The organism is Micromonospora sp. HK10 (assembly GCF_000982955.1).
Taxonomy (GTDB): domain Bacteria; phylum Actinomycetota; class Actinomycetes; order Mycobacteriales; family Micromonosporaceae; genus Micromonospora.
The window spans coordinates 1-19,642 of record NZ_KQ058830.1 but is presented as its reverse complement, the minus strand read 5'-3'; the positions used below and the strand labels follow the sequence as shown (position 1 = coordinate 19,642).

At 73.8% G+C, this 19,642-nt stretch carries 15 protein-coding genes and 1 riboswitch; of the genes, 7 read left to right on the top strand and 8 right to left on the bottom strand.

Translation table 11 applies throughout. The annotated features are described in order from the left end of the window. Positions 1 to 66 precede the first annotated feature (66 nt). The gene (locus LQ51_RS16970; protein WP_231605780.1) at positions 67 to 1,686 is read right to left on the bottom strand and encodes a glycosyltransferase family 4 protein; all 1,620 of its coding nucleotides are present in this window, start codon (positions 1,684 to 1,686) and stop codon (positions 67 to 69) included. A 388-nt stretch (positions 1,687 to 2,074) separates the two neighbouring features. Between LQ51_RS16970 and wecB the strand changes: the two genes are divergently transcribed. The 3 genes from wecB to LQ51_RS16955 all read left to right on the top strand — a co-directional run bounded on the left by wecB (position 2,075) and on the right by LQ51_RS16955 (position 5,161). Beyond that, positions 2,075 to 3,163 carry a non-hydrolyzing UDP-N-acetylglucosamine 2-epimerase gene (wecB, locus tag LQ51_RS16965; protein WP_046566918.1) on the top strand — a complete coding sequence of 363 codons (1,089 nt, stop codon included), beginning with the start codon at positions 2,075 to 2,077 and terminating at the stop codon, positions 3,161 to 3,163. Between the two features lie 190 nt (positions 3,164 to 3,353). Beyond that, positions 3,354 to 4,598 carry a glycosyltransferase family 4 protein gene (locus LQ51_RS16960; protein ID WP_231605778.1) on the top strand — a complete coding sequence of 415 codons (1,245 nt, stop codon included), beginning with the start codon at positions 3,354 to 3,356 and terminating at the stop codon, positions 4,596 to 4,598. Next, a complete protein-coding gene (locus LQ51_RS16955) occupies positions 4,595 to 5,161 on the top strand; it encodes a hypothetical protein (RefSeq protein ID WP_046566916.1) in 567 nt (188 codons plus the stop codon). Before LQ51_RS16960 ends, LQ51_RS16955 begins: the two co-directional genes overlap by 4 nt. A 73-nt stretch (positions 5,162 to 5,234) precedes the next feature. Here the strand turns inward: LQ51_RS16955 and LQ51_RS16950 are convergent, their stop codons facing one another. The 4 genes from LQ51_RS16950 to LQ51_RS16935 form a co-directional block, all read right to left on the bottom strand. After that, complete coding sequence (locus tag LQ51_RS16950; protein ID WP_046566914.1) at positions 5,235 to 7,844, bottom strand: glycosyltransferase family 4 protein; 2,610 nt, start codon at positions 7,842 to 7,844, stop codon at positions 5,235 to 5,237. An 85-nt stretch (positions 7,845 to 7,929) separates the two neighbouring features. Then, positions 7,930 to 8,976 carry a Gfo/Idh/MocA family protein gene (locus tag LQ51_RS16945; RefSeq protein ID WP_046566912.1) on the bottom strand — a complete coding sequence of 349 codons (1,047 nt, stop codon included), beginning with the start codon at positions 8,974 to 8,976 and terminating at the stop codon, positions 7,930 to 7,932. Continuing rightward, on the bottom strand, positions 8,973 to 10,082 hold the full coding sequence (locus tag LQ51_RS16940) for a DegT/DnrJ/EryC1/StrS family aminotransferase (protein ID WP_046566910.1): 1,110 nt from the start codon (positions 10,080 to 10,082) through the stop codon (positions 8,973 to 8,975). Before LQ51_RS16940 ends, LQ51_RS16945 begins: the two co-directional genes overlap by 4 nt. An 85-nt stretch (positions 10,083 to 10,167) precedes the next feature. Beyond that, a complete protein-coding gene (locus tag LQ51_RS16935; RefSeq protein WP_197087809.1) occupies positions 10,168 to 10,803 on the bottom strand; it encodes a TetR/AcrR family transcriptional regulator in 636 nt (211 codons plus the stop codon). A gap of 192 nt (positions 10,804 to 10,995) precedes the next feature. On the opposite strand from LQ51_RS16935, the gene LQ51_RS16930 reads away from it, so the two are divergent. The 4 genes from LQ51_RS16930 (at position 10,996) to LQ51_RS16915 (ending at position 16,072) form a co-directional block, all read left to right on the top strand. After that, entirely contained in the window at positions 10,996 to 11,892 is an 897-nt protein-coding gene (locus LQ51_RS16930) for an ABC transporter permease (protein ID WP_046566906.1), read from the top strand. Then, positions 11,885 to 12,700 (top strand): ABC transporter ATP-binding protein, encoded by an 816-nt coding sequence (locus tag LQ51_RS16925; protein ID WP_046566904.1) that lies wholly within the window; start codon positions 11,885 to 11,887, stop codon positions 12,698 to 12,700. The genes LQ51_RS16930 and LQ51_RS16925 overlap by 8 nt, the downstream gene beginning before the upstream one ends. 100 nt (positions 12,701 to 12,800) lie before the next feature. Then, complete coding sequence (locus tag LQ51_RS16920; protein ID WP_046566903.1) at positions 12,801 to 14,336, top strand: bifunctional cytidylyltransferase/SDR family oxidoreductase; 1,536 nt, start codon at positions 12,801 to 12,803, stop codon at positions 14,334 to 14,336. Positions 14,337 to 14,362: 26 nt separating this feature from the next. After that, positions 14,363 to 16,072 carry a CDP-glycerol glycerophosphotransferase family protein gene (locus LQ51_RS16915; protein ID WP_046566902.1) on the top strand — a complete coding sequence of 570 codons (1,710 nt, stop codon included), beginning with the start codon at positions 14,363 to 14,365 and terminating at the stop codon, positions 16,070 to 16,072. A 16-nt stretch (positions 16,073 to 16,088) separates the two neighbouring features. Here LQ51_RS16915 and LQ51_RS16910 read toward each other — a convergent pair whose 3' ends face one another. The 3 genes from LQ51_RS16910 to LQ51_RS16900 all read right to left on the bottom strand — a co-directional run bounded on the left by LQ51_RS16910 (position 16,089) and on the right by LQ51_RS16900 (position 19,247). After that, the gene (locus tag LQ51_RS16910) at positions 16,089 to 16,841 is read right to left on the bottom strand and encodes an alpha/beta fold hydrolase (protein ID WP_046566901.1); all 753 of its coding nucleotides are present in this window, start codon (positions 16,839 to 16,841) and stop codon (positions 16,089 to 16,091) included. A 157-nt stretch (positions 16,842 to 16,998) separates the two neighbouring features. After that, positions 16,999 to 17,844 (bottom strand): C39 family peptidase, encoded by an 846-nt coding sequence (locus tag LQ51_RS16905; protein WP_197087800.1) that lies wholly within the window; start codon positions 17,842 to 17,844, stop codon positions 16,999 to 17,001. A gap of 198 nt (positions 17,845 to 18,042) precedes the next feature. Further along, a riboswitch (cyclic di-AMP (ydaO/yuaA leader) is annotated at positions 18,043 to 18,185 on the bottom strand. 288 nt (positions 18,186 to 18,473) lie between these two features. Further along, entirely contained in the window at positions 18,474 to 19,247 is a 774-nt protein-coding gene (locus LQ51_RS16900; RefSeq protein WP_046566975.1) for a hypothetical protein, read from the bottom strand. Positions 19,248 to 19,642: the final 395 nt, after the last annotated feature.

Genomic DNA, 19,642 nt, shown 5'->3' with positions numbered 1-19,642 from the left:
GTCGGCACAATTCTCCACCCGGGCCCCGGGCGGTCCGCCCGCGGCACCCCGCGTGGTCAGAACCGGTCAGGCGGGGACCTCCACCGGGCTCTCGTCCGCCCGCGCGGCGGCCGGCGGCTGCTGCTGCGGAAGCAACCGGCGGTAGACCTCGTCGAGGACCTTCGCCTGCGTCTCCCAGGTCCACTCCTCAAGCATGCCCGGGCGGTCGTAGGCGGCACGGTACCGGGCCGGATCGGCGAGCACGGCGCGGACCGCCCGGACGTAGTCGTCGACGTCCTTGGCCCGGAACACCTCGCCCTGCCCGGTGGTGCGCACCATCTCGGCCATGGTCTTGGTGTCGCTGACCACGATCGGCAGCCGGGCGTGGGAGTACTCGAAGAACTTGTTGCTGAGCGCGATCTCGTGGTTGGGCAGGTGGTGCAGCGGGCTCACGGCGGCGTCAGCGGCCGAGAGGAACTGCGCGACCTGGTGGTGGGACACGTACGGCAGGACATGCACCCGGTCCGCGACGCCCAGCTCCGCGGCCCGGGCCAGCAGGCCGTCGATGTACGGCGTGGAGGGCCGACCCGGCGGAAGCGACACCAGGGCGATGTGCACCTCCGGAAGCTGGGGCAGCCCCTCGACCATGATGTCCACCCCCCGGACCGGCGCGATGCCACCCGAGTAGGCGAGCAACGGGGTGTCCGCGTCGATCCCGCAGCGGGCGCGCAGATCGAGGACCTCGCCGCGCCCGGTCTCGTCCGCGCCGCCGATGCTCGGGGCGTTCATCACCACCGCGGGCCGCTCGGCCAGCGAGTGGTGCTGCTGGAGCAGGTCGGCCAGCGCCTCCGAGACGGTGACCACCGCGTCGGCGACCGGCGCGTACTCCCGCTCATGGGCGCACTGTGCCCGCAGCCAGGCACCCTTGGCCAGCGCCGGGTTGAGGCCGGGGAGGAACTCGTGGGCGTCCCAGACGAGCTTGACGTGCCGGCCCGCGCCCCGTGCCCGGATCGTGGCGCGGGCGCCCACACCGAGCATCTTGTAGTCGTTCGCGTGGATCAGGTCGGGGCGCAACTCGTCGATGACCGGCCCGAAGGCCAGCTCGAAGTCCCACAGCCCCGGCTCCAGCCGACGCCACGCGCCGTCGCCCTTGACCGCCTCCCAGAACCACGTCGACAGGCGGGTCACCGGGCCCAGCCGGTTACGCCGGGCCTTCTGCCCCTGCGTCAGCTGCCAGTAGCGGAACGAGACCCACTTCTGCGTGAGCCCGGCCGCGGTGCGCTCCATCCGCAGCATCTGCTGCTGCCACCGCAGTCGCTGCACGTCGCCGCCGGAGGCCGCGGCGAGCCGGAGCTGATCCTCCCGGACCTGCAGATCCGTCCGCCACGCCTTCATCTGCTGCGCCCGGTACGGCGCGACGCCGTTCGGCGGGTAGGCCAGCGGGCCGCGCTGCCACACCCGGCGCAGCTCCCGCCGGTGCTTCGCCAGCGGCGCCGCCATCGGCACCAGCCGTACCTCGGCCTGCCCGAGCTTCCAGCTTTCCGGCTGCCCGGGACGACCACGGCCGAGCAGGATGACCTCCCAGCCCGCGTCGGCCGCCGACCGGGCCGCCTTCTGCACCCGGGAGTCGCCCTTGACGGCGTTGTCGACCAGCATCACCACCCGACCCCGCCCGCCGCGTGAACCGACAGCGTCGTCAAAGCTCATGATGGTCGCACTTCCTCTCGCTCAGGCAGTTGCCGGAAACCCCGGCGAGTGTACGGCAGTAGTCGCGAATGCCCCGGAGCGCGCACTGGTTCACAAACCTCGGGCGACGCCGGCTGGTCGACCCGCGTGCACCGGCATCCGGCGACGCCAAGCGTATCTGGCGCCCGCGGACGCCCGGTCGGACCGACCCGTCCCCCGGCGGATACCCGGTCGGACCGACCCGTCCTCCGGCGGCCGCGCGGCGGGAGCCGGCACGGCGGAGGGCGCAAGGTGACGTATCGTGTGTTTCGCCGAGCCGCCCGATGGGTCGCCGACCTGGCGTTCTCTCTCCACACCATCGGTGCCGGGTGCCACTCGTTCCGCGTCCGAGAGTGCAGGAGTCAGAGCAGTGAAGGTTGTCAGCGTAGTCGGAGCACGTCCGCAGTTGGTCAAACTGGCACCGATCGCGGCTGCCTTCGCGGAGACCGATCATGAGCACGTCATCGTGCACACCGGCCAGCATTACGACGCCAACCTCTCCGACGTGTTCTTCACCGGGCTCGGGATCCCCGACCCGGACGTCCACCTGGGCATCGGTTCCGGATCGCACGGCGTGCAGACCGGCGGGGTGCTCGCCGCCATCGACCCGGTCCTCGCCGAGCAGGCGCCCGACTGGGTGCTCGTCTACGGCGACACCAACTCGACCCTGGCCGGCGCCCTGTCCGCGGTGAAGCAGCACATCAAGGTCGCCCACCTGGAGGCGGGGCTGCGGTCGTTCAACCGCCGGATGCCGGAGGAGCACAACCGGGTGCTCACCGACCACTGCGCCGACGTGCTGCTGGCCCCCACCGAGCAGGCCGTGCGGCACCTCGCCACCGAAGGGCTGGCAGACCGTACGGTGCTCGCCGGTGACGTGATGGTCGACGTGTGCCTGCGGGTCCGCGACGCCGTGCTGAGCGGGCAGCACCCCCGGCCCACCCTCCCCGAGGGCATCGATCCGGACGCCCCGTACCTGATCGCCACGCTGCACCGGGCCGAGAACACCGACGACCCCGCGCGGCTGGCCGCGCTGCTGGCCGCGCTCGCCGAGCTGCCGGTGCCGGTCGCCCTGCTGGCGCACCCCCGACTGCTGGCCAAGGCCGACCAGTACGGCCTGAAGATCGGCCAGGGTGCGGTGCACGTCGGGCAGCCGCTGGGCTACGCGGGCCTGATCGCGGCCGTGCTCGGCTCGGCCGGCGTGGTGACCGACTCCGGCGGCCTGCAGAAGGAGGCCTACCTGCTGGGCCGGCCCTGCACCACGCTGCGCTCGGAGACCGAGTGGGTGGAGACCCTCGACGGCGGCTGGAACCACCTGGTGCCGGACCCGGGTGCGCTCGGCCCGGGCGACTGGATCGCCACGGCCACCCGCCCGACGCCGCAGGCCGAGCGGGGCACGCCGTACGGCGATGGTCAGGCCGCGCGGCGCGTCGTACAGATTCTGGCCGAGCGGCTCGGCTGACCTCGTCCCGACGGGCCACCGGCGGGTGGCGCGTCCCGGCCTGACCCGGTGGGTCGGGGGTCCACGCGGCCGCCGACCCACCGTCCCGGTTCCGGGTTGCTCCGCCGGCCCGACCGGGGCCTATCGACAGCGGCCCCGCCGGTGGTAGCGTCTGCCCGCCAACGGTGCACCCGGGGGGAAAAAGCCGCACGTGGACACGAGTTTCGCCAGCGACGTCGCGATCGTCACGCCGTGGTATCCGAGCCGCCACCGGCCCTTCCTGGGCGCCTTCGTCGAGGCGACGGTCCAGGCGACCGCACCGCGGCAGGGCAGCATGCTGGTGTACCACTGCGACGAGTGGGCCGGCCCCTACCCGGCCGCCGACGACGCCGCGATGACCCGGGCGCACCACGCGCTGCTGCCCCGCACCCTGCGCCCCCGTCCCGTCGCCGGTGGCGCCGCACTCCTGCACGTGCCGGTCCTGCTGCCCCTCGGTCTGAGCTACGCGGAGATCGCCGACCGGCACGCCGAAACCCTCCGGGCCGCGCTCTCCGGGGGCACCCTCGACGCACCCGTCGTGCACGCCCACGTCGGGCTGCCGGGCGGTTGGGCCGCGCTGCGCAACGCCCGGCCCGGCGCGCGGGTCTTCGTGACCGAGCACGCCACCTTCCTGGACGCGGTGCTCGCCCAGCCCGAGGCCCGGCGCCGGTACGACGAACTGCTGCACCGGTGCGCCGGCTTCTTCGCCGTCGGCCGGGCCGTGCGGGACCCGCTGGTCGAGGCCTTCCCGCACCACGCCGAACGCATCTCGATCATGCCCAATCCGGTCTCCTTCCGCACCGAACGGGCGACGCCGGTGACCGAGCTGCGGCGGTGGCTCTTCGTCGGCGGGCTCATCCCCCGCAAGGGCGTCCGGCGGCTGCTGGAGGCGTTCGCGCTCTGTCACCGGGAGGACCCCACGCTCACCCTCACCATGGTGGGCGAGGGCGCGTTGCTGCGGCCCCTCCAGGCCCGCAGCGCGGAGCTGGGCCTGGCCGACGCGGTGCGCTTCACCGGGGCGGTCGCGCCCGAGGAGGCGCTGCGGCTGATGCGCGAACACGACCTGTTGGTCCATCCGAGCCAGTTCGAGACGTTCGGGATGACCGTGGTCGAGGCGGTGGCCGCCGGCATGCCGGTGCTGGTGACCCGGTGCCACGGCCCGGAGGAGACCCTCGCCGGGATCGAGGCCGCCACCGCCGAATTCGTCGCCGTCGAGGACGACCCGTCCTCCCTCGCCGAGGGCTTCCGCCGGCTGCGGGCCCGGTTCCGGGACGGTCTCGCCCTGGCCGAGGCCCGGCGCTCGCTCGAGGGCCGCTACGGTTACGACGCCGTGGCCGCCGCGCACCACCGCGCCTGGTATCCCGAGGCCGGCACCACCGCACCCGTCCAGGAAGGCACGGCGCAGCCAGTACCATGACCGGCAGAAACGTACTCTTCCTCGCGCTCGGTGGGGACCGGCAGCGGGTGGTCATCCAGGACGCGGCCCGGGTGGTCGCCGAGGGCGGCCGCGCCGTCGTGGTCATCGACGACGTCTCCGTCTGGCCCACCCCACGGCGGTTCTCCTCCCGGGTACGGGTCCTCGAACTGGCCGCGCTGCAGGAGGCGGCGATGCCGGCGAAGGTGGCGCGGAAGGTGTTGTACCGCCTCCCCCGCCGGCTCTTCGGGCTGGCCGGCCGGCTTCCCCTGCTGTCCTGGTCGGCACGGGTCGGCACGGCGTACGAGAAGCGGGTCGCGCAGGTGATCGACGAGCGCCTGTTCACGCCCACCTACCGCTGGTTGCGGGGCGACAACCGGCACCGGCTGGTGCGCCGTCTCGTGCTCCGCAAGACGGCCTTCGACGTGGTGGTGGTCTGCGATCCGCCGTCGATCCCGCTGGCCGCCCGGCTGGCCGAACGACGGTCGGTCGCCGAGCGGATCACCTACGACCTGGCCGGGCACCGACCGCTCGACGACGAACCGGCCGCGGCCCCGCACCGCTGACCGTCCCGCCCGCACGGCGCGGCGGCGCCACCGGAATCCGGTGGCGCCGCGGGGCCGTCCGCTCCGGGCGTGCTCAGCGCAGGAACTCGGCGAAGGCGCTGGCGGTACGCCGCCCGTCGTGCACCTCGCGGGCGTACGCCACCGACTCCGCGCCGATCTTGGCGGCCCGGTCCCGGTCGTCGAGGAGCGACTCCAGCGCCTCGCGGAGCGTGCCCGGAGTGGCGTTCACGACCGGCGGGTTCGCGCCGAAGCGCAGGTGCAGGCTCTCGTCGATGGACGCGACCACCGGCCGGCCGGCCGCCATCGCCTCCACCGCGAAGGTGCCGTACGCGCCGGTCGCGAACTGGTCGAGCACAATGTCCGCCGACTTCACCAGCTCGCGCACCTCGGCCCACGGGGTGTTCTCGATCAGCCGCAGCTCGATCGCGCCCTGCTCGTGCAGTTCGGTGACGACCGGCAGGATCCGGTCGGTGCCCTTGGTCCATCGGCTCGACGGCGCGTGCAGCACCACCGGCCGCTTGCGCCGCATCACCGGCTCGTCGCTGGCCCAGGAGTGCACGTCGACCACCTGCGGCGCCCAGACCGCGCCCGGCAGGTCGGCGAGCAGGTCCGGGGTGGTGACGAAGAGCGGCAGGCCGGTCTCCTCGGCGATCCGCAGGTTGCGCTCCACCCGCGCGGTCAACCGGGCCACGGTCCCCTCCGGCGCGTCCCGGAAGAGCGAGAACTCGTGCCGCTCCAGGTGCCGGCCGGGGTGGCGCACCTCGCTGCCGTGGCCCAGCACGGCAACCTTGATCTTCGCCCGGTTGAGGGCCGGCAGGTCCCCCTCGATGGTGTCGCCGTTGAGGAAACCGAACACCGGCATGAAGGCGTCGACGATGAGGTGGGTGTACCGGCCGATCACCCGCTCAAGCTGCTCGGTCTGCACCGCGAGGTCGCCGAGCCGGTCGACGTCCAGGTAGACGTCGGCCGGGAACGGGAAGCTGGAGGCCTGCAGGCGCATCACCACCTCGGCCGAGACGTCCTCGTTGTCCCGGCAGATGGCCTGGGCGAACGCCGCCGCCTGCCCGGCGTAGTTGGCGGGGCCGAGCCCCAACCGCACCCGGGTCTGCCCGAGCGGCCGCCAGCCGTCCAGCGGCCGCAGGTCCGCCGGCTTCGCCGGGGCCGGGGCGGCGTACTCCTCGACGCTCCACGGGACCTCGGCCGCCGGCGCCGCCGGGGTCAGCCCCGACACCGTGCGGTAGAGCGCCATCAGGCCGGCGCTCTGCTCCTCCCAGGACAGGTCCCGCAGGATCTCCTCGGTGATCCCGGCCGCCAGTTCGTCGCGTCGCGCGGTCGCCCGCTTGACGGCCTCGACGAAGCTCGCCGAGTCGTCGGAGCGGAACGTCTCCCCCACGCCGTGACCCGACACGTACTCGCCGAGGGTCTTCACGTCGCTGGCGATGACCGGGAGCCGGGCGTGCAGGTACTCGGCGAGCTTGGTGGGCAGCGAGAGCTCGTAGTTGAGGGTGCGCTTCGAACAGATCAGGCCGAGGTCGGCCGAGGAGAGGTAGTCCGGTACCGCGTGCTGCGGCACGTACGGCACCACGTGGATCCGCTCCCGCACCCCGAGCTCCTCGGCCCGGCCCAGCAGGAACTCCAGCTCCGGGCTGGTCCGGCCGGAGACGATCGCGAGGTGGTGCTCCGGCAGCTGGGGCAGGGCGTTCACGGCCGTGCCGAGGCCCCGCTCGGCGGAGAGCCAGCCGGAGTAGACCAGCAGCGGGGTCTCCGGTCCGAGCCCGGCGGCCGCCCGCACCGACGGCGGGGCCGCCGCGGCGCCCACCGACTCGCGGATAGGCGTGTTGCGCACCACCAACGGCAGCTCGGGCAGGCGGTAGTCGCCCCGCAGCCGCTCGGCGATCTCGGGTGAGACGGTGACCACCGCGTCGGCACGCCGGATGAACATCCGCTCCACCGCGGGGAAGGCGCTGTCCATGGCCGGCTTCGGCCAGTCGACGCCCGGCACGTACTCGTGCGCGTCGTAGATCCAGGAGACCCGCTCGCCGCGGGCCCGCATCCGGGCCACGCTGAGGGCGGCCGTGTTGATCATGGTGACGTCGTTGGCGTGGATCAGGTCGGGCTTGAGCTCCTCGAGCACCGGCCCGACGGCGAGGTCGAGATCCAGCAGGTGCGGCCAGTCCCGGCGCCAGTCACCGGTCGGCCTGGCCTTCGCCTGCTGCGCCTGCTCCCAGCCGAAGGCGCGCTCCCGGAAGCGGTGGGCGGCGCGGCCGAACCGCACCACCGCCCCCAGCGCCCGACTCGGCGGCAGCCCGAGCATCCGGCGGACGCCGGACTGGTCCGGCTCGCCGCGCAGCCAGCCCACCTGCGCGCTGACCTGCCGGACCCACGCCTGGTGGGCGGCCCGCCGGCGGGCCAGCGCCTGCTTGTCGGTGATGCCGAACTGGGTGACCCGGCGGCGCAGCCGGTGCGGCGTGAGCTGCTGCCGCATGTGGGTCCGGACCGGGACCCGGATCACCTCGATCGGCCCCATCCTGGTCCGCTTGACGCGGTCCCCGCCCACGCCGATCAGGGTGACGTCCCACCCGTCCCGCGCCGCAGCGATGGCGATCTTCTGCACTCGTGAGTCACCGGTGATGCCGTTGGCGACGATCACCGCGAGCTTGGGCCGGGGGGCGGGCGGTGCCATGCTGCTAGATCCTCCAGTGATTGGGCTGAGGCTGATACCGGCCGCGCTACGGCTCCGCCGCCGGGAGGTCCAGGAACCCGCCGAGCTACGCTCGCGCCTGCTCCGAGTCCGGCGCGGGAAGGGAACTCCCGGGCCGGCTCGCGACGTCGATCGTGCTGCCGTCGCCGGCCGACCGGAGCAGCGCGGACGCGACCTGCACGGTACGCAGGCCCTGGCGCAGCGTGACGATGTCACTCTCCTTGCCCTCGACCGCGTCGCGGAACCGCTCGTGCTCCACCAGCAGCGGCTCCCGCTTCGGGATCGCGTACCGGACCATGTCGCCCTCGGCGACGCCGCGGAACGCGCGCAGCGCCTCCCACTCGGTGTCGATGGCGGCGTTGGCGTAGAAGGTCAGGTCGGCGGTGAGCGTGTCGGCCACGAAGCAGCCCTTGTCGCCGGTGACGACGGTGGACCGCTCCTTGAGCGGGCTCAGCCAGTTGACCAGGTGGTTGACCATCGTGCCGTCGGCGAGCTGGCCCACCACGGCGACCATGTCCTCGTGCAGCCGGCCGCTGCGCGACACCGTCCGGGCCGAGACCGACGTGTACGCCTGCCCGGTCACCCAGCTGGTCAGGTCGATGTCGTGGGTGGCCAGGTCCATCACCACGCCGACGTCGGCGATCCGGTGCGGGAACGGGCCCTGCCGACGGGTGACGACCTGGAACACCTCGCCCAGCTCCCCCGCCTCCAGCCGCAGCCGCAGGTTCTGCAGGGCGGGGTTGTACCGCTCGATGTGGCCGACGCCGGCGACCAGGCCGGCGGTCTCGAAGGCCTCGACCAGCCGGCTGGCCGCCTCGACGGACTGCGCGAGCGGCTTCTCGATCAGCGCGCTGACGCCGTTGCGGGCCAGTTCCAGACCGATCGGCTCGTGCAGCGCGGTCGGGCAGGCCACCACCGCGTAGTCGATGCCCAGCGCGAGCAGCTCGCTCAGCTCGGGCACGACCGGCGCGCGCAGCGTGCCGGTGACGTCACCGGCCGGGTCGACGATGCCGACCAGCTCGACGCCGTCCAGGTTGGACAGCACCCGGGCGTGGTTGCGACCCATGGCCCCCAGGCCGATCAGGCCGGCACGCAGCTTGCGTCCCTCGCTCATCGGGCACCCCCGGCGAGGTTCGCGCCCTCGGCGATGCGCTCGAGGTCGGCCTGGCTCAGCGACGGGTGCACCGGCAGCGAGATCACCTCGGCGGCGGCCCGCTCGGTCTCCGGCAGGTCCCACGGGCCGGGCTTGCCGTTCTCGTCCAGGTACGGCTTGAGCCGGTGGATCGGGGTCGGGTAGTAGACCGCGTTGCCGATGCCCAGCTCGGTGAGGCGCCGCTGGGCGGCGTCCCGGTTGCCCTCGGCCCGGACGGTGTACTGGTGGTAGACGTGCTTCGCGCTGTCGGCGACCGGCGGGGTCACCAGGCCGGTGATGTTGGAGTCGAGGAACTTGGCGTTGGTCCGCCGCTGCTCGGTCCAGTCGGGAAGCTGGCGCAGCTGCACCCGGCCGATCGCGGCGGCCACGTCGGTCATCCGCATGTTGGCGCCGACGATCTCGTTGGCGTACCGCTGCTCCATGCCCTGGTTGCGCAGCAGACGCAGCGTACGGGCGAGCTGCGGGTCGGCGGTGGTGACCATGCCGCCCTCGAGCGAGTGCATGTTCTTGGTCGGGTAGAAGCTGAAGCAGCCCGCGGTGCCGAACGAGCCCACCGGCCGGCCGCCCAGCGCCGCGCCGTGCGCCTGCGCGGCGTCCTCGACCACGGCGAGGCCGTGCCGCTCGGCGATCTCCATGAGCTGGTCCATGGCGGCCGGGTGCCCGTACAGGTGGACCGGCATGATCGCCACGGTGCGCGGGGTGACCGCGGCCGCGACCGCCGCCGGGTCCACGCAGAAGCTGCCCGGCTCGATGTCGACGAAGACCGGCTCGGCGCCGACCAGGCGGACGGCGTTCGCGCTGGCGGCGAAGGAGAACGACGGAACGATCACCTCGTCGCCCGGGCCGAAGCCCAGCGCCATGAGGGTGAGCTGGAGCGCGGAGGTGCCGGAGTTCACCGCCACGCAGTGCCGGCCGGCGACCAGCTCGCCGAACTCCTCCTCGAACGCCTTGACCTCGGGGCCCTGTACCACCAGGCCGCTGCGCAGCACCCGGACAGCCGCCTCGATCTCGGCCTCACCGATCACCGGCCGGGCTGGGGGGATGAATTCTGCGTTCAGCCCAGACATGGGCTTCCTCCTGTCGACAGGGTGCTCGTTCGGGACGCGATGCTAGCCGGTCCGATCGGGACCGGACGTGGGGGTGCGGAACGGGTCACGACCGGATCGGATCGATGGTCGCGGTGATGGGGGATACGTGTACGTCCGGTTCCGTCCGGACTGCCGGTTGGCATGCTACCTCCAGTGCGGTGGCGACAACCGCCGCCAGTCGGGGCAGGTCCTCCACGGACAACGGGGTCCGGGAGACGGCGAGCCGCCAGTACAGCGGGCCCACGATGAGGTCGACCGCGAGGTCGACATCGAGGTCGGGGGCGAGTTCGCCGCGCCTGATCGCGCGGTCGATGAGCTGGCCGCCGATCTCGCGCTGATTGGCCTGCAGGGCCTGTTCCAGGGTCTGTGCGATGCGTGGGTTGCGGGCGGCCTCGGCGAGCAGGTCGGGGATGATCTGCACCGCCACCGGGTGGCGGAGCGCCTTGGTCATGATCAGGAAAAGCATCCCCAGGTCGCCGCGGAGATCGCCGGTGTCGGGCAGCGGCAGGCGCTGGCCCGCCACCCCCGAGACGATCTCCAGCACCAGCTCCAGCTTCGAGCGCCAGCGCCGGTAGATGGCGGTCTTGCTGACGCCGGCCCGGCGGGCCACCGCCTCGATGGAGAGCCTGCCGTAGCCGACCGCGGCAAGTTCCTGCAGAACGGCGCCGCGGATGGCCGTGGTGATCTCACCACGGAGCACCGCCGCTCCGGCCGGCGCACGCCTCTTCTCGGTCGTCACGTGGGACAATGTACCGCAGCGACGGTACGGTTGCGTCCCGACGTGTTTGTGAACTACCGTCCACGCGGCGACGGAGCGGCGGCCCCCACTGTGGTGGCCCCCTTCGCCGCCGTGGATGATCTTCTACCGGACAAGAGATCGGAGCGCCTACCCATGGCCAACACGGCGGTGGCCGACGCCGGCTCAGGGCTCAGCCGGGCGGAACTCGCCGCGCGGCACGGCCTGACCGTCGCCGGCGCGAGGCCGACCCTGGCCGCGTACGTGAAGCAGGTGTGGTCCTACCGGCACTTCATCACCACGTACGCCAACGCCAAGGCGGTCTCCGCGTTCAGTCAGGCCCGGCTGGGTCAGGCGTGGCAGGTGCTGACCCCGCTGACCAACGCGGCCGTCTACTTCCTGATCTTCGGCGTCATCCTGAACACGAAGCGCAACGTGCCGAACTTCATCGCGTACCTCTGCGTCGGCGTCTTCGTGTTCACCTTCACCCAGGCCGCGGTGATGGGCGGCACCCGGGCGATCAGCGGCAACCTCGGGCTGATCCGGGCGCTGCACTTCCCCCGGGCCAGCCTGCCCATCGCCACGACGCTCACCCAGTTCCGCAACCTGCTCTACGCGATGGCGGTGCTGGTGGTGATCGTGCTGGCCACCGGCGAGCCGATCAACCTGGAGTGGCTGCTGGTGGTGCCGGCGATCCTGCTGATGACGGTCTTCAACGCCGGCCTGGCGATGATCCTGGCCCGACTCGGCTCGAAGCTGACCGACATGAAGCAGATCATGCCGTTCGTGATGCGTACCTGGATGTACGGCTCCGGCGTGCTCTACAGCGTCAAGGTGTTCGAGGAGAACCTGCCGGCGCTCGTGGCCCAGCTGGTCCACATCAACCCGCTGCTGGTCTACATCGAGCTGGTCCGGCACGCGATGCTGGAGAACACCCCGCTCACCTCGTCGGCACCCGTGCTCTGGCTGTTGGCGATCGCCTGGGCGGTCGTGGTGGGCCTGGGCGGTTTCATCTACTTCTGGCGCGGCGAACAGGAGTACGGTCGTGGCTGAGCTGAACTCTCCCGCCGACGCGGCCACCACGGCCGTCGGCGAGCGGATCCCCACGGTGATCGTGGACGACGCCCACCTCATCTACCGGGTGTACGGCGGCGGCAACGGCAGCGCCGCCTCCCCGGCGGCCGCGCTGCGGCGGATCGTCCGCCGGCAGCCGGCCCGGCAGACCCTGCGCGAGGTGCACGCGGTCAAGGGGGTGAGCTTCACCGCGTACCGGGGTGAGGCGATCGGCCTGATCGGCAGCAACGGCTCCGGCAAGTCGACCCTGCTGCGCGCCATCGCCGGCCTGATGCCGGTCAACCGGGGCGCGATCTACACCCAGGGGCAGCCGTCCCTGCTCGGGGTCAACGCGGCGCTGCTCGGCGACCTCTCCGGCGAGCGCAACGTGGAGCTGGGCTGCCTGGCCATGGGCATGAGCCCGGAGGAGGTGAAGAAGGTGGCGCCGGAGATCCTCTCCTTCTCCGGGATCAACGAGCGCGGCGACTTCGCCTCGCTGCCGATGCGCACCTACTCCTCCGGCATGGGGGCCCGGCTGCGCTTCGCGATCTCCGCGGCCAAGCGACACGACGTGCTGCTGATCGACGAGGCCCTGGCCACCGGCGACGCCCGGTTCCGCCGGCGCAGCGAGCAGCGCATCCGCCAGCTGCGCGAGGACGCGGGTACGGTGTTCCTGGTCAGTCACTCGATCGGCTCGATCCGCGACACCTGCGAGCGGTCGATCTGGCTGGAGTCGGGGCTCATCCGGATGGACGGGCCCACCGACGAGGTGGCCCAGGCGTACGAGGACTACATGGCCAACCGCTGAGCCGACGGTCGGTGCCGACGGCCGGGCGCCCCGCGCGACCCGGCCGTCGGCACGCCGTACCCGGCGAACGGCACCAGCTCGTGGACCAGTGAGGATCGCAATGACGCAGGACCGGACCCCGGCACCGGAGACCGCACCGCACGAGCCCGCGCCGTGGCGGCCGGCCCGTACGGTGGCGGTGGTGCTGGCCGGCGGGACCGGCGCCCGGCTCGGGCTGGGCATCCCGAAGCAGCTGCTGAAGATCGCCGGCAAGCCGATCATCGAGCACACGCTGGCCGTCTTCGAGGCCGCGCCGGAGATCGACGAGATCATCGTGCTGATGGCCGCCGGGCACGTGCCCGACGCGGAGCGGATCGTCGCGGGTGCCGGCTTCCGCAAGGTCAGCAAGATCATCGAGGGTGGCGAGACCCGCAACGACACCACCCGGATCGCGCTCGACGCCCTCGGCGACGGCGACGTCAACGTGCTCTTCCACGACGCGGTCCGGCCCCTGGTCAGCGCCCGGATCGTCCGCGAGTGCGTGAACGCCCTCTGGAGCTACGCCGCGGTCGACGTGGCCATCCCGTCCGCAGACACGATCATCCAGGTCGACGGGGACGACTGCATCGTCGACATCCCGGTCCGCGCGACCCTGCGCCGCGGCCAGACCCCGCAGGCGTTCCGCTCCGGCACCATCCGGGAGGCGTACCGGCGGGCCGAGGGCGACCCGGACTTCGCCGCCACCGACGACTGCGGGGTGGTGCTGCGCTACCTGCCCGGCACGCCGATCAAGGTGATCGACGGGTCGGACGAGAACATCAAGGTCACCCACCCGGTCGACGTGCACCTGGCGGACAAGCTCTTCCAGCTCGCCGCCGCGCAGGCGCCCCGGGTCAGCGACCACCGCAGCTACACCGAGGAGCTGGCCGGCCGGACCGTCGTGGTCTTCGGCGGCAGCTACGGCATCGGCCACGAGCTGGCCGAGCTGGCCCGCCGCTACGGCGCCCAGGTCTTCCCGTTCAGCCGCACCACCACCGGCACCCACGTGGAGCGGGCCGGGGACGTCGCCGCCGCGCTGCGTACCGCCTTCGAGGCGACCGGCCGCATCGACCACGTGGTGGTCACCGCCGGCATCCTGGAGCGGGGCGCGCTCGCCGAGATGGACGAGCAGACCATGGACCGGCTCCTCCAGGTCAACTTCGTCGGGCCGGTCACCGTCGCCCGGCAGTCCCTGCCCTACCTCCAGCAGACCAAGGGCCAACTGCTGCTCTACACCTCCAGCTCGTACACCCGGGGGCGGGCCCGGTACGCGCTCTACTCGGCCACCAAGGCGGCGCTGGTCAACCTGACCCAGGCGCTCGCCGACGAGTGGGCCGAGTTCGGCGTACGGGTCAACTGCGTCAACCCGGAGCGCACCGCGACGCCGATGCGCACCCGCGCCTTCGGCGAGGAGCCCGAGCACACCCTGCTCTCCGCCGAGGCGGTCGCCCAGGCCTCGCTGGATGTGCTGATCTCCGACCTGACCGGCCAGGTGATCGACGTACGCCGGGCGCCCGGCGAGCAGGTCGCGGCGGTGCCCACCCAGCCCGGCCCGCACCGCTCCGACGCCGCCGACCTGGCGCTGTCGCCGCGACTGCCGGCCGGCCCGCAGGCCTGAGCCGAGGAACGGACGGGACGATCGAGATGCGTGGTGACCTGGTCCGGAAGCTGCTCGCCCGGGTGCTGACCACCGGGCTGGCGGTGCTGGCCTTCGTTGTCGTGGCGCTCACCGGCGCGACCGGCTGGGGCCTGGCGGTCGCGGCGGCCGCGCTGCTCGCCGCCGCCGTGGAGCGGCGGGTCCGGCCGAACGCCGACGCCGTCGCCGAGTCGGCGCTGGTCGCCGCCGGGGTGCTGGTCGGGTACGCCCGCCGCCTGGACGGCGGCTTCGATCCGGCGCTGGCGCTGACCGCCCTGGTCCTGCTCGGCCTGGTGCTGCTGGTGGGGCCGCTGCGGGACGCCGGCGCGCTGGAGATCCGGGCGGCGAACCTGCCGGTCCGGTCGTGGACCCCGCTGGTCGCCGCCCGGCTCGGCGACGCGCTGCTCGGGCTGCTCGCCGTGCTGGCGCTGGCCGCCGCCCTGGTGCTGCCGGCCTGGCTGGCGCTGGTGGCCACGCTGCTGGTCGCGGTGGGCTGCGGCGCGGTCGGGCTGGACCTGGCCCGGCGCCGGTTCCGCCCGCCGGCCGGGGGTGGCCCGGTGGGCCGGGCGCTGCGCCGGCACCAGCCCGAGTTCCTGCTGCACTTCTCCGCCCCGCCCGGCTCCGAGTACCAGGTCACCATGTGGCTGCCGTACCTGGAGCGGATCGGCCGGCCGTTCCTGGTGGTGGTGCGGGAGCCGGAGTTCCTGCGGACCGTCGCCGCGGCCACCCGGGCGCCGGTGGTCTACTGCCCCACCCACCAGAGTCTGGACGAGGCGCTGGTGCCGAGCCTGCGGGTGGCCTTCTACGTCAACCACGGCGCGAAGAACAGCCACTGCATCCGGTTCCACCAGCTCACCCACGTGCAGCTGCACCACGGCGACAGCGACAAGGCGCCCAGCGCCAACCCGGTCTCGGCCATCTTCGACAGGATCTTCGTGGCCGGCCAGGCCGCGATCGACCGGTACGCCCGGGCCGGCGTGGAGATCCCGGCCGAGAAGTTCGTCGTGGTGGGCCGCCCCCAGGTCGAGGCCATCGAGGTACGCCGGGGGCCGGTGCCGGCCGACCCGACCGTGCTCTACACCCCCACCTGGCGCGGGCACCACGCCGACGCCAACTACTGCTCGCTGCCGGTGGCCGAGACGGTGTTGCGCCGGCTGCTGGACCGGGACGCCACGGTGATCCTGCGGGCCCACCCGTACACCAACCAGGACCCGGCCTCGGCGCGGCAGCTGGCCCGGCTCACCGAACTGCTCGCCGCCGACCGGGCGAAGACCGGCCGGGCACACCGGTGGGGCGCCGCCGCGAGCCGCGAGTTGAGCCTCACCGAGTGCGTGAACCGGGCCGACGCGCTGGTCTCGGACGTGTCCGGGGTCATCTCCGACTGGCTCTACTCGGGCAAGCCGTACGCGGTCACCGACATGGGCGCGGACGGCGACCGGTTCGTCGAGCGGTTCCCGCTGGCCGGGTCGGGCTACCTGCTGCGCCGGGACATGTCCAACGTGGACGAGGTGCTCACCGACCTGCTGGAGACCGACCCGAAGGCGGCGGCCCGCTGGGCGACCCGGAGCCGCTACCTGGGCGACTTCCCCGCCGAGTCGTACGCCGAGGCGTTCCTCGAGGCGGCCCGCCGGGAGCTCGACCAGCGCGGGCAGCCGCCCGCGCCGCGCGCCGCCGACCCGGTGGCCCCGGACGGCGCGCCGCTGCACCCGGCCGGCTGACCGGCCCGCCCGCCGCTCAGCCGTACGGGTCGAGCAGGGCGAGCACCGCCGCCGGGTCCTCGACGTGTGCGTTGTGGCCGAGCCCTGGCAGGGTGGCCACCGGCACGCCCAGCTCCTTGAGCTGGGCGTCGGAGACCATCGGGTCCTGTTCGCCCCGGGCCAGCAGGACCGGCACGTCGGTCGCCGCGAGCAGCTCCGGCAGGCGGGGCTCCCCCACCGCGAAGGCGGCCGGATCCATGGCCAGCCGCCAGCGGCCGTCCTCCTGCCGCAGCCCGGCGTCGACGACCGGATGGTCCGGGGCGAAGAGCCCGGTCAGGCCGGCCACCCGCAGGTAGCGGCGGGCCGCCTCGTCCCGGCTGCTGAAATAGGTCACCGGCCGCTCGGCCAGCTCGCGGGCCTTGTCCAGCTCGGCCGGGGACCAGGTCACCTTGATGCCCAGCCCGACCACGGCGTCCACCGGCAGCCGGCGGGCCCGGGCGGCGAGGGCCAGCGCCACCACCCCGCCCAGCGAGTGGCCCAGCACGACGAGCCGGTCCCGGGGGCCGAGCCGCTCGGCGACCGGACCCAGCCCTTCCATCAGCCGCTGGGCGAGGGCGCCGAAGGAGTACGCCGGCAGCGGCGGGGACCAGCCGTGCCCGGCCAGGTCGGGGGCGAGCCAGCGACCCGCCCAGCGGCCCTCCAGCAGCGGCGCCCAGGGCAGCCAGACCGCCCCGGTGGCGCCCATGCCGTGCAGCAACAGCAGGTGGCGGGTACCCGTCGCGTCGCCCATAGGGCGCAGTGTGCCACCGGACGGACGCGACGCGCGAGAGGCCGCCCGGGCCCGTCGACGCGGACCGCCGGGTGCCCGTCGGGCTCCGGCGTGGCCGGCGCAACGGCGGCGGGCCCCGGCGAAGCGCCGGGGCCCGCCGTCGGGGGCACGGGAGCGATCAGGCCGAGTAGCCCCGGCTGGCCGCCCAGTTCGCCAGGTCGATCGTGCTCAGCCAGTACTCGGGCAGCGCCGGGTTCGCCGAGTCGGCGATCCGCACGGTGCGGCCGTCATTGCGGTAGCCGATCACCGCGACGTAGTGGCCGCCGGGGAACGAGTGCCAGCCGCCGTCGGTGTCGACGGCGTCGCCGGCCACGTTGACCACCACGCCCCGACCGTCGGTGACGGCCTTGACCACGTCCGCCTGGAGCTGGTCCATCTCGGCGGGGCTCGCCGCGCCGCCGAACATGTGGGTCCGGTACGGGTTGCCCTTGACCATCTGGTTCAAGCCGCGGGTGGTGTCCTCGGCGGAGTTGGTGCCGCCCTCGGTGGTGCCCAGCGGACCGGCCAGGGCCTCCTGGGTGGTCTCGACGCCGCTCGCGCTGAGCGCGTTGCGCACCGCGGCCGGACCGCAGTTCCAGTAGGTGGTCTGCGCCTGGTACCGGTACTTCAGGATCTTGGTCGACGGGGGCTTCGGCTTCGCCGCCCGGGTGGTGAGGTCCGGGTCGGCCGGGGCCGCGCTCTTCGCCCGGGCCGAGGGCGACGGCGACGTGCTCGGCGAGGTGGACGGGGACGGGATGGCGACCCGGGCCTCGCCGCGGGTGGCGACGTCATCGAGCCGGGACTCGAGTTCGGCGACCGCGGCGCGGTGCTCCTGGCGGGCCGGGGCGTCGTCGGTGGTGGCGAGGGCGGCGGTGCCGCCGGCCAGCACCAGCGCGGCGGCCGAGCCGGCGATGATCTGGTACGGGCGTTCGGTCGCCAGCCGGCGCAGCTGACGCTTCACATGGTGCTTCAAGGTTTCCTCCACGGAGCCGGAGCGGCACGCGCCGGCCCGACGCGCGGAGGAACTCACGCGCGTTGCGGGGCGGGATGCCGCGGGACGGGGGGCGCCCGGTGAGCCGGGCTTGGGGGGTGGGCCGGACGGTCTCGCGGGTCAGGCGAGCGGCGGCACCGCGACGCCGTGGAGGCGCGGGGAGGATCGGGGGGTGTTGGGCACGAGGATTGGAACTCCTTCCGTGACCGCCTACCGGGTTAGCTGACGGATTCGGGCGGGAAGTACGCCCTACCGCGGGCCGTGGCGCGCGGATTCACCCCGGTGTTGCCTGTGGGTCCCCGGTTCGTGCGAGCACGATTAGGCGGGTCGGCACGGCGTCGCCACTCGCGATCGAAAACCGCACCGGACGCGCCGACATTACCGACAGGTACGCCCCATGCCAAGCGCCCCCACCTGCCTAAACGTCGAGCATCATGACGCTGAGCGGAACAGTTCGACACTGACGTCACTCAATGGGACGAGCGGTCCGGTCGGAGCCGACGGGCGACAACCGGACATCCGGTGCCGGCCGGCCCGCAATCACGGCGCCCGAACGCGCCGCCTGGGTCGCATTGACCGATTCCGGGCCGCGGTGACCGGGCTCACCAAAATCCGGTAACAATTCAGCCCACCCGCGCCGGGCGCCAACGGGCGGCCCGCCCGACGGCCGCCGGCACCGCGGCCGGACCCGGCGTCCCCCGCGCCGCGGAACGTACCGGGGCGGGCCGCAGCGCCTCGGCGGCCGCGTACGCCTCCCCGGCCAGGGCCCGCGCGGCGTCGGCGGCCAGCTCGGCGTCCCGCCACGCCTGCCGCTCCCGCTCGCCGGCCGCCCGCCAGCGGGCCAGCCGGCCGTCCCGGACCACCCGGGCCAGGACGATCTCCTGCTCGGCCGGGTGCCGGCGCGGATCCCAGCCGTTGCGGCCGGCCAGCGCGTCGGCGAGCTGCCGGGCGCTCAGGTCACCCCGCCAGTGCGCCGCCATCGCGGCGCGGTGCAGCCAACGCTCCCGGACCGCGTACTCGGCCGGCGTGCGGGGCGTGCAGGGCTCGGCCAGCACCGCGGCGCCGGCGAGCCGCCGGGCAGCCGCCTCGGCCTCGTCGTACGCCCGCCAGGCCCGGTCGGCGTCCTGGTGGGCGGCCAGCCACCGGGCGCGCCGCCGGCGGCTCGTCCGGGCCGCCCCGGCGGCGGCCACCGCCACCTCGTCGGCGTACCGGCGCAGGTCGGCGAGGCGGGTCGCCGCCTCGGCGGCCGGGTCGGGGACCGGCTCGTCCGGGCCGTCCCGCTCGGGGCGGGCCACCAGCGCGGCGAGCACCCCGAGCGCGAGCACGAGCAGGGCGGTCCAGATGGCGGCGGCCTCCGGGACCTCGGTCAGGAAGTGGTAGAGGACGGTCTGCTCCATGATCGGCACCTCACGGACGGTCGTGGTGGAGAGGGCCGCACCGCCGACAGGGCGGGCGCCACCGGGGGCGCCACCAGCCGGCCGTCGGGCAGGTGCGGGGCGAGGTTCGCAGGGGGTACGGCAGGCGCGGGCCGGCGGCCCGCACAGCGGTCAGCCGGCGGGCGGGGCCCGAGGGCCGGCGGGTCTTCGTCAGATCCCGGCCGGAGCCGCCTGCCGCTCGGCCGGCCGCGGCACCGCCCGCCCGGCCGGCGCCGGCACCGGAGCCCCGACCGGCAGGTCGGCGACGGCAGCGCCGTCGACGGACGGGCCGCCGGCGCCAGCCGAGCGGGCCAGAGCCGGAGCGGTGGACGGACCGCCGGCAGCAACCGGGCGAGCCAGAGCCGGAGCGGTGGACG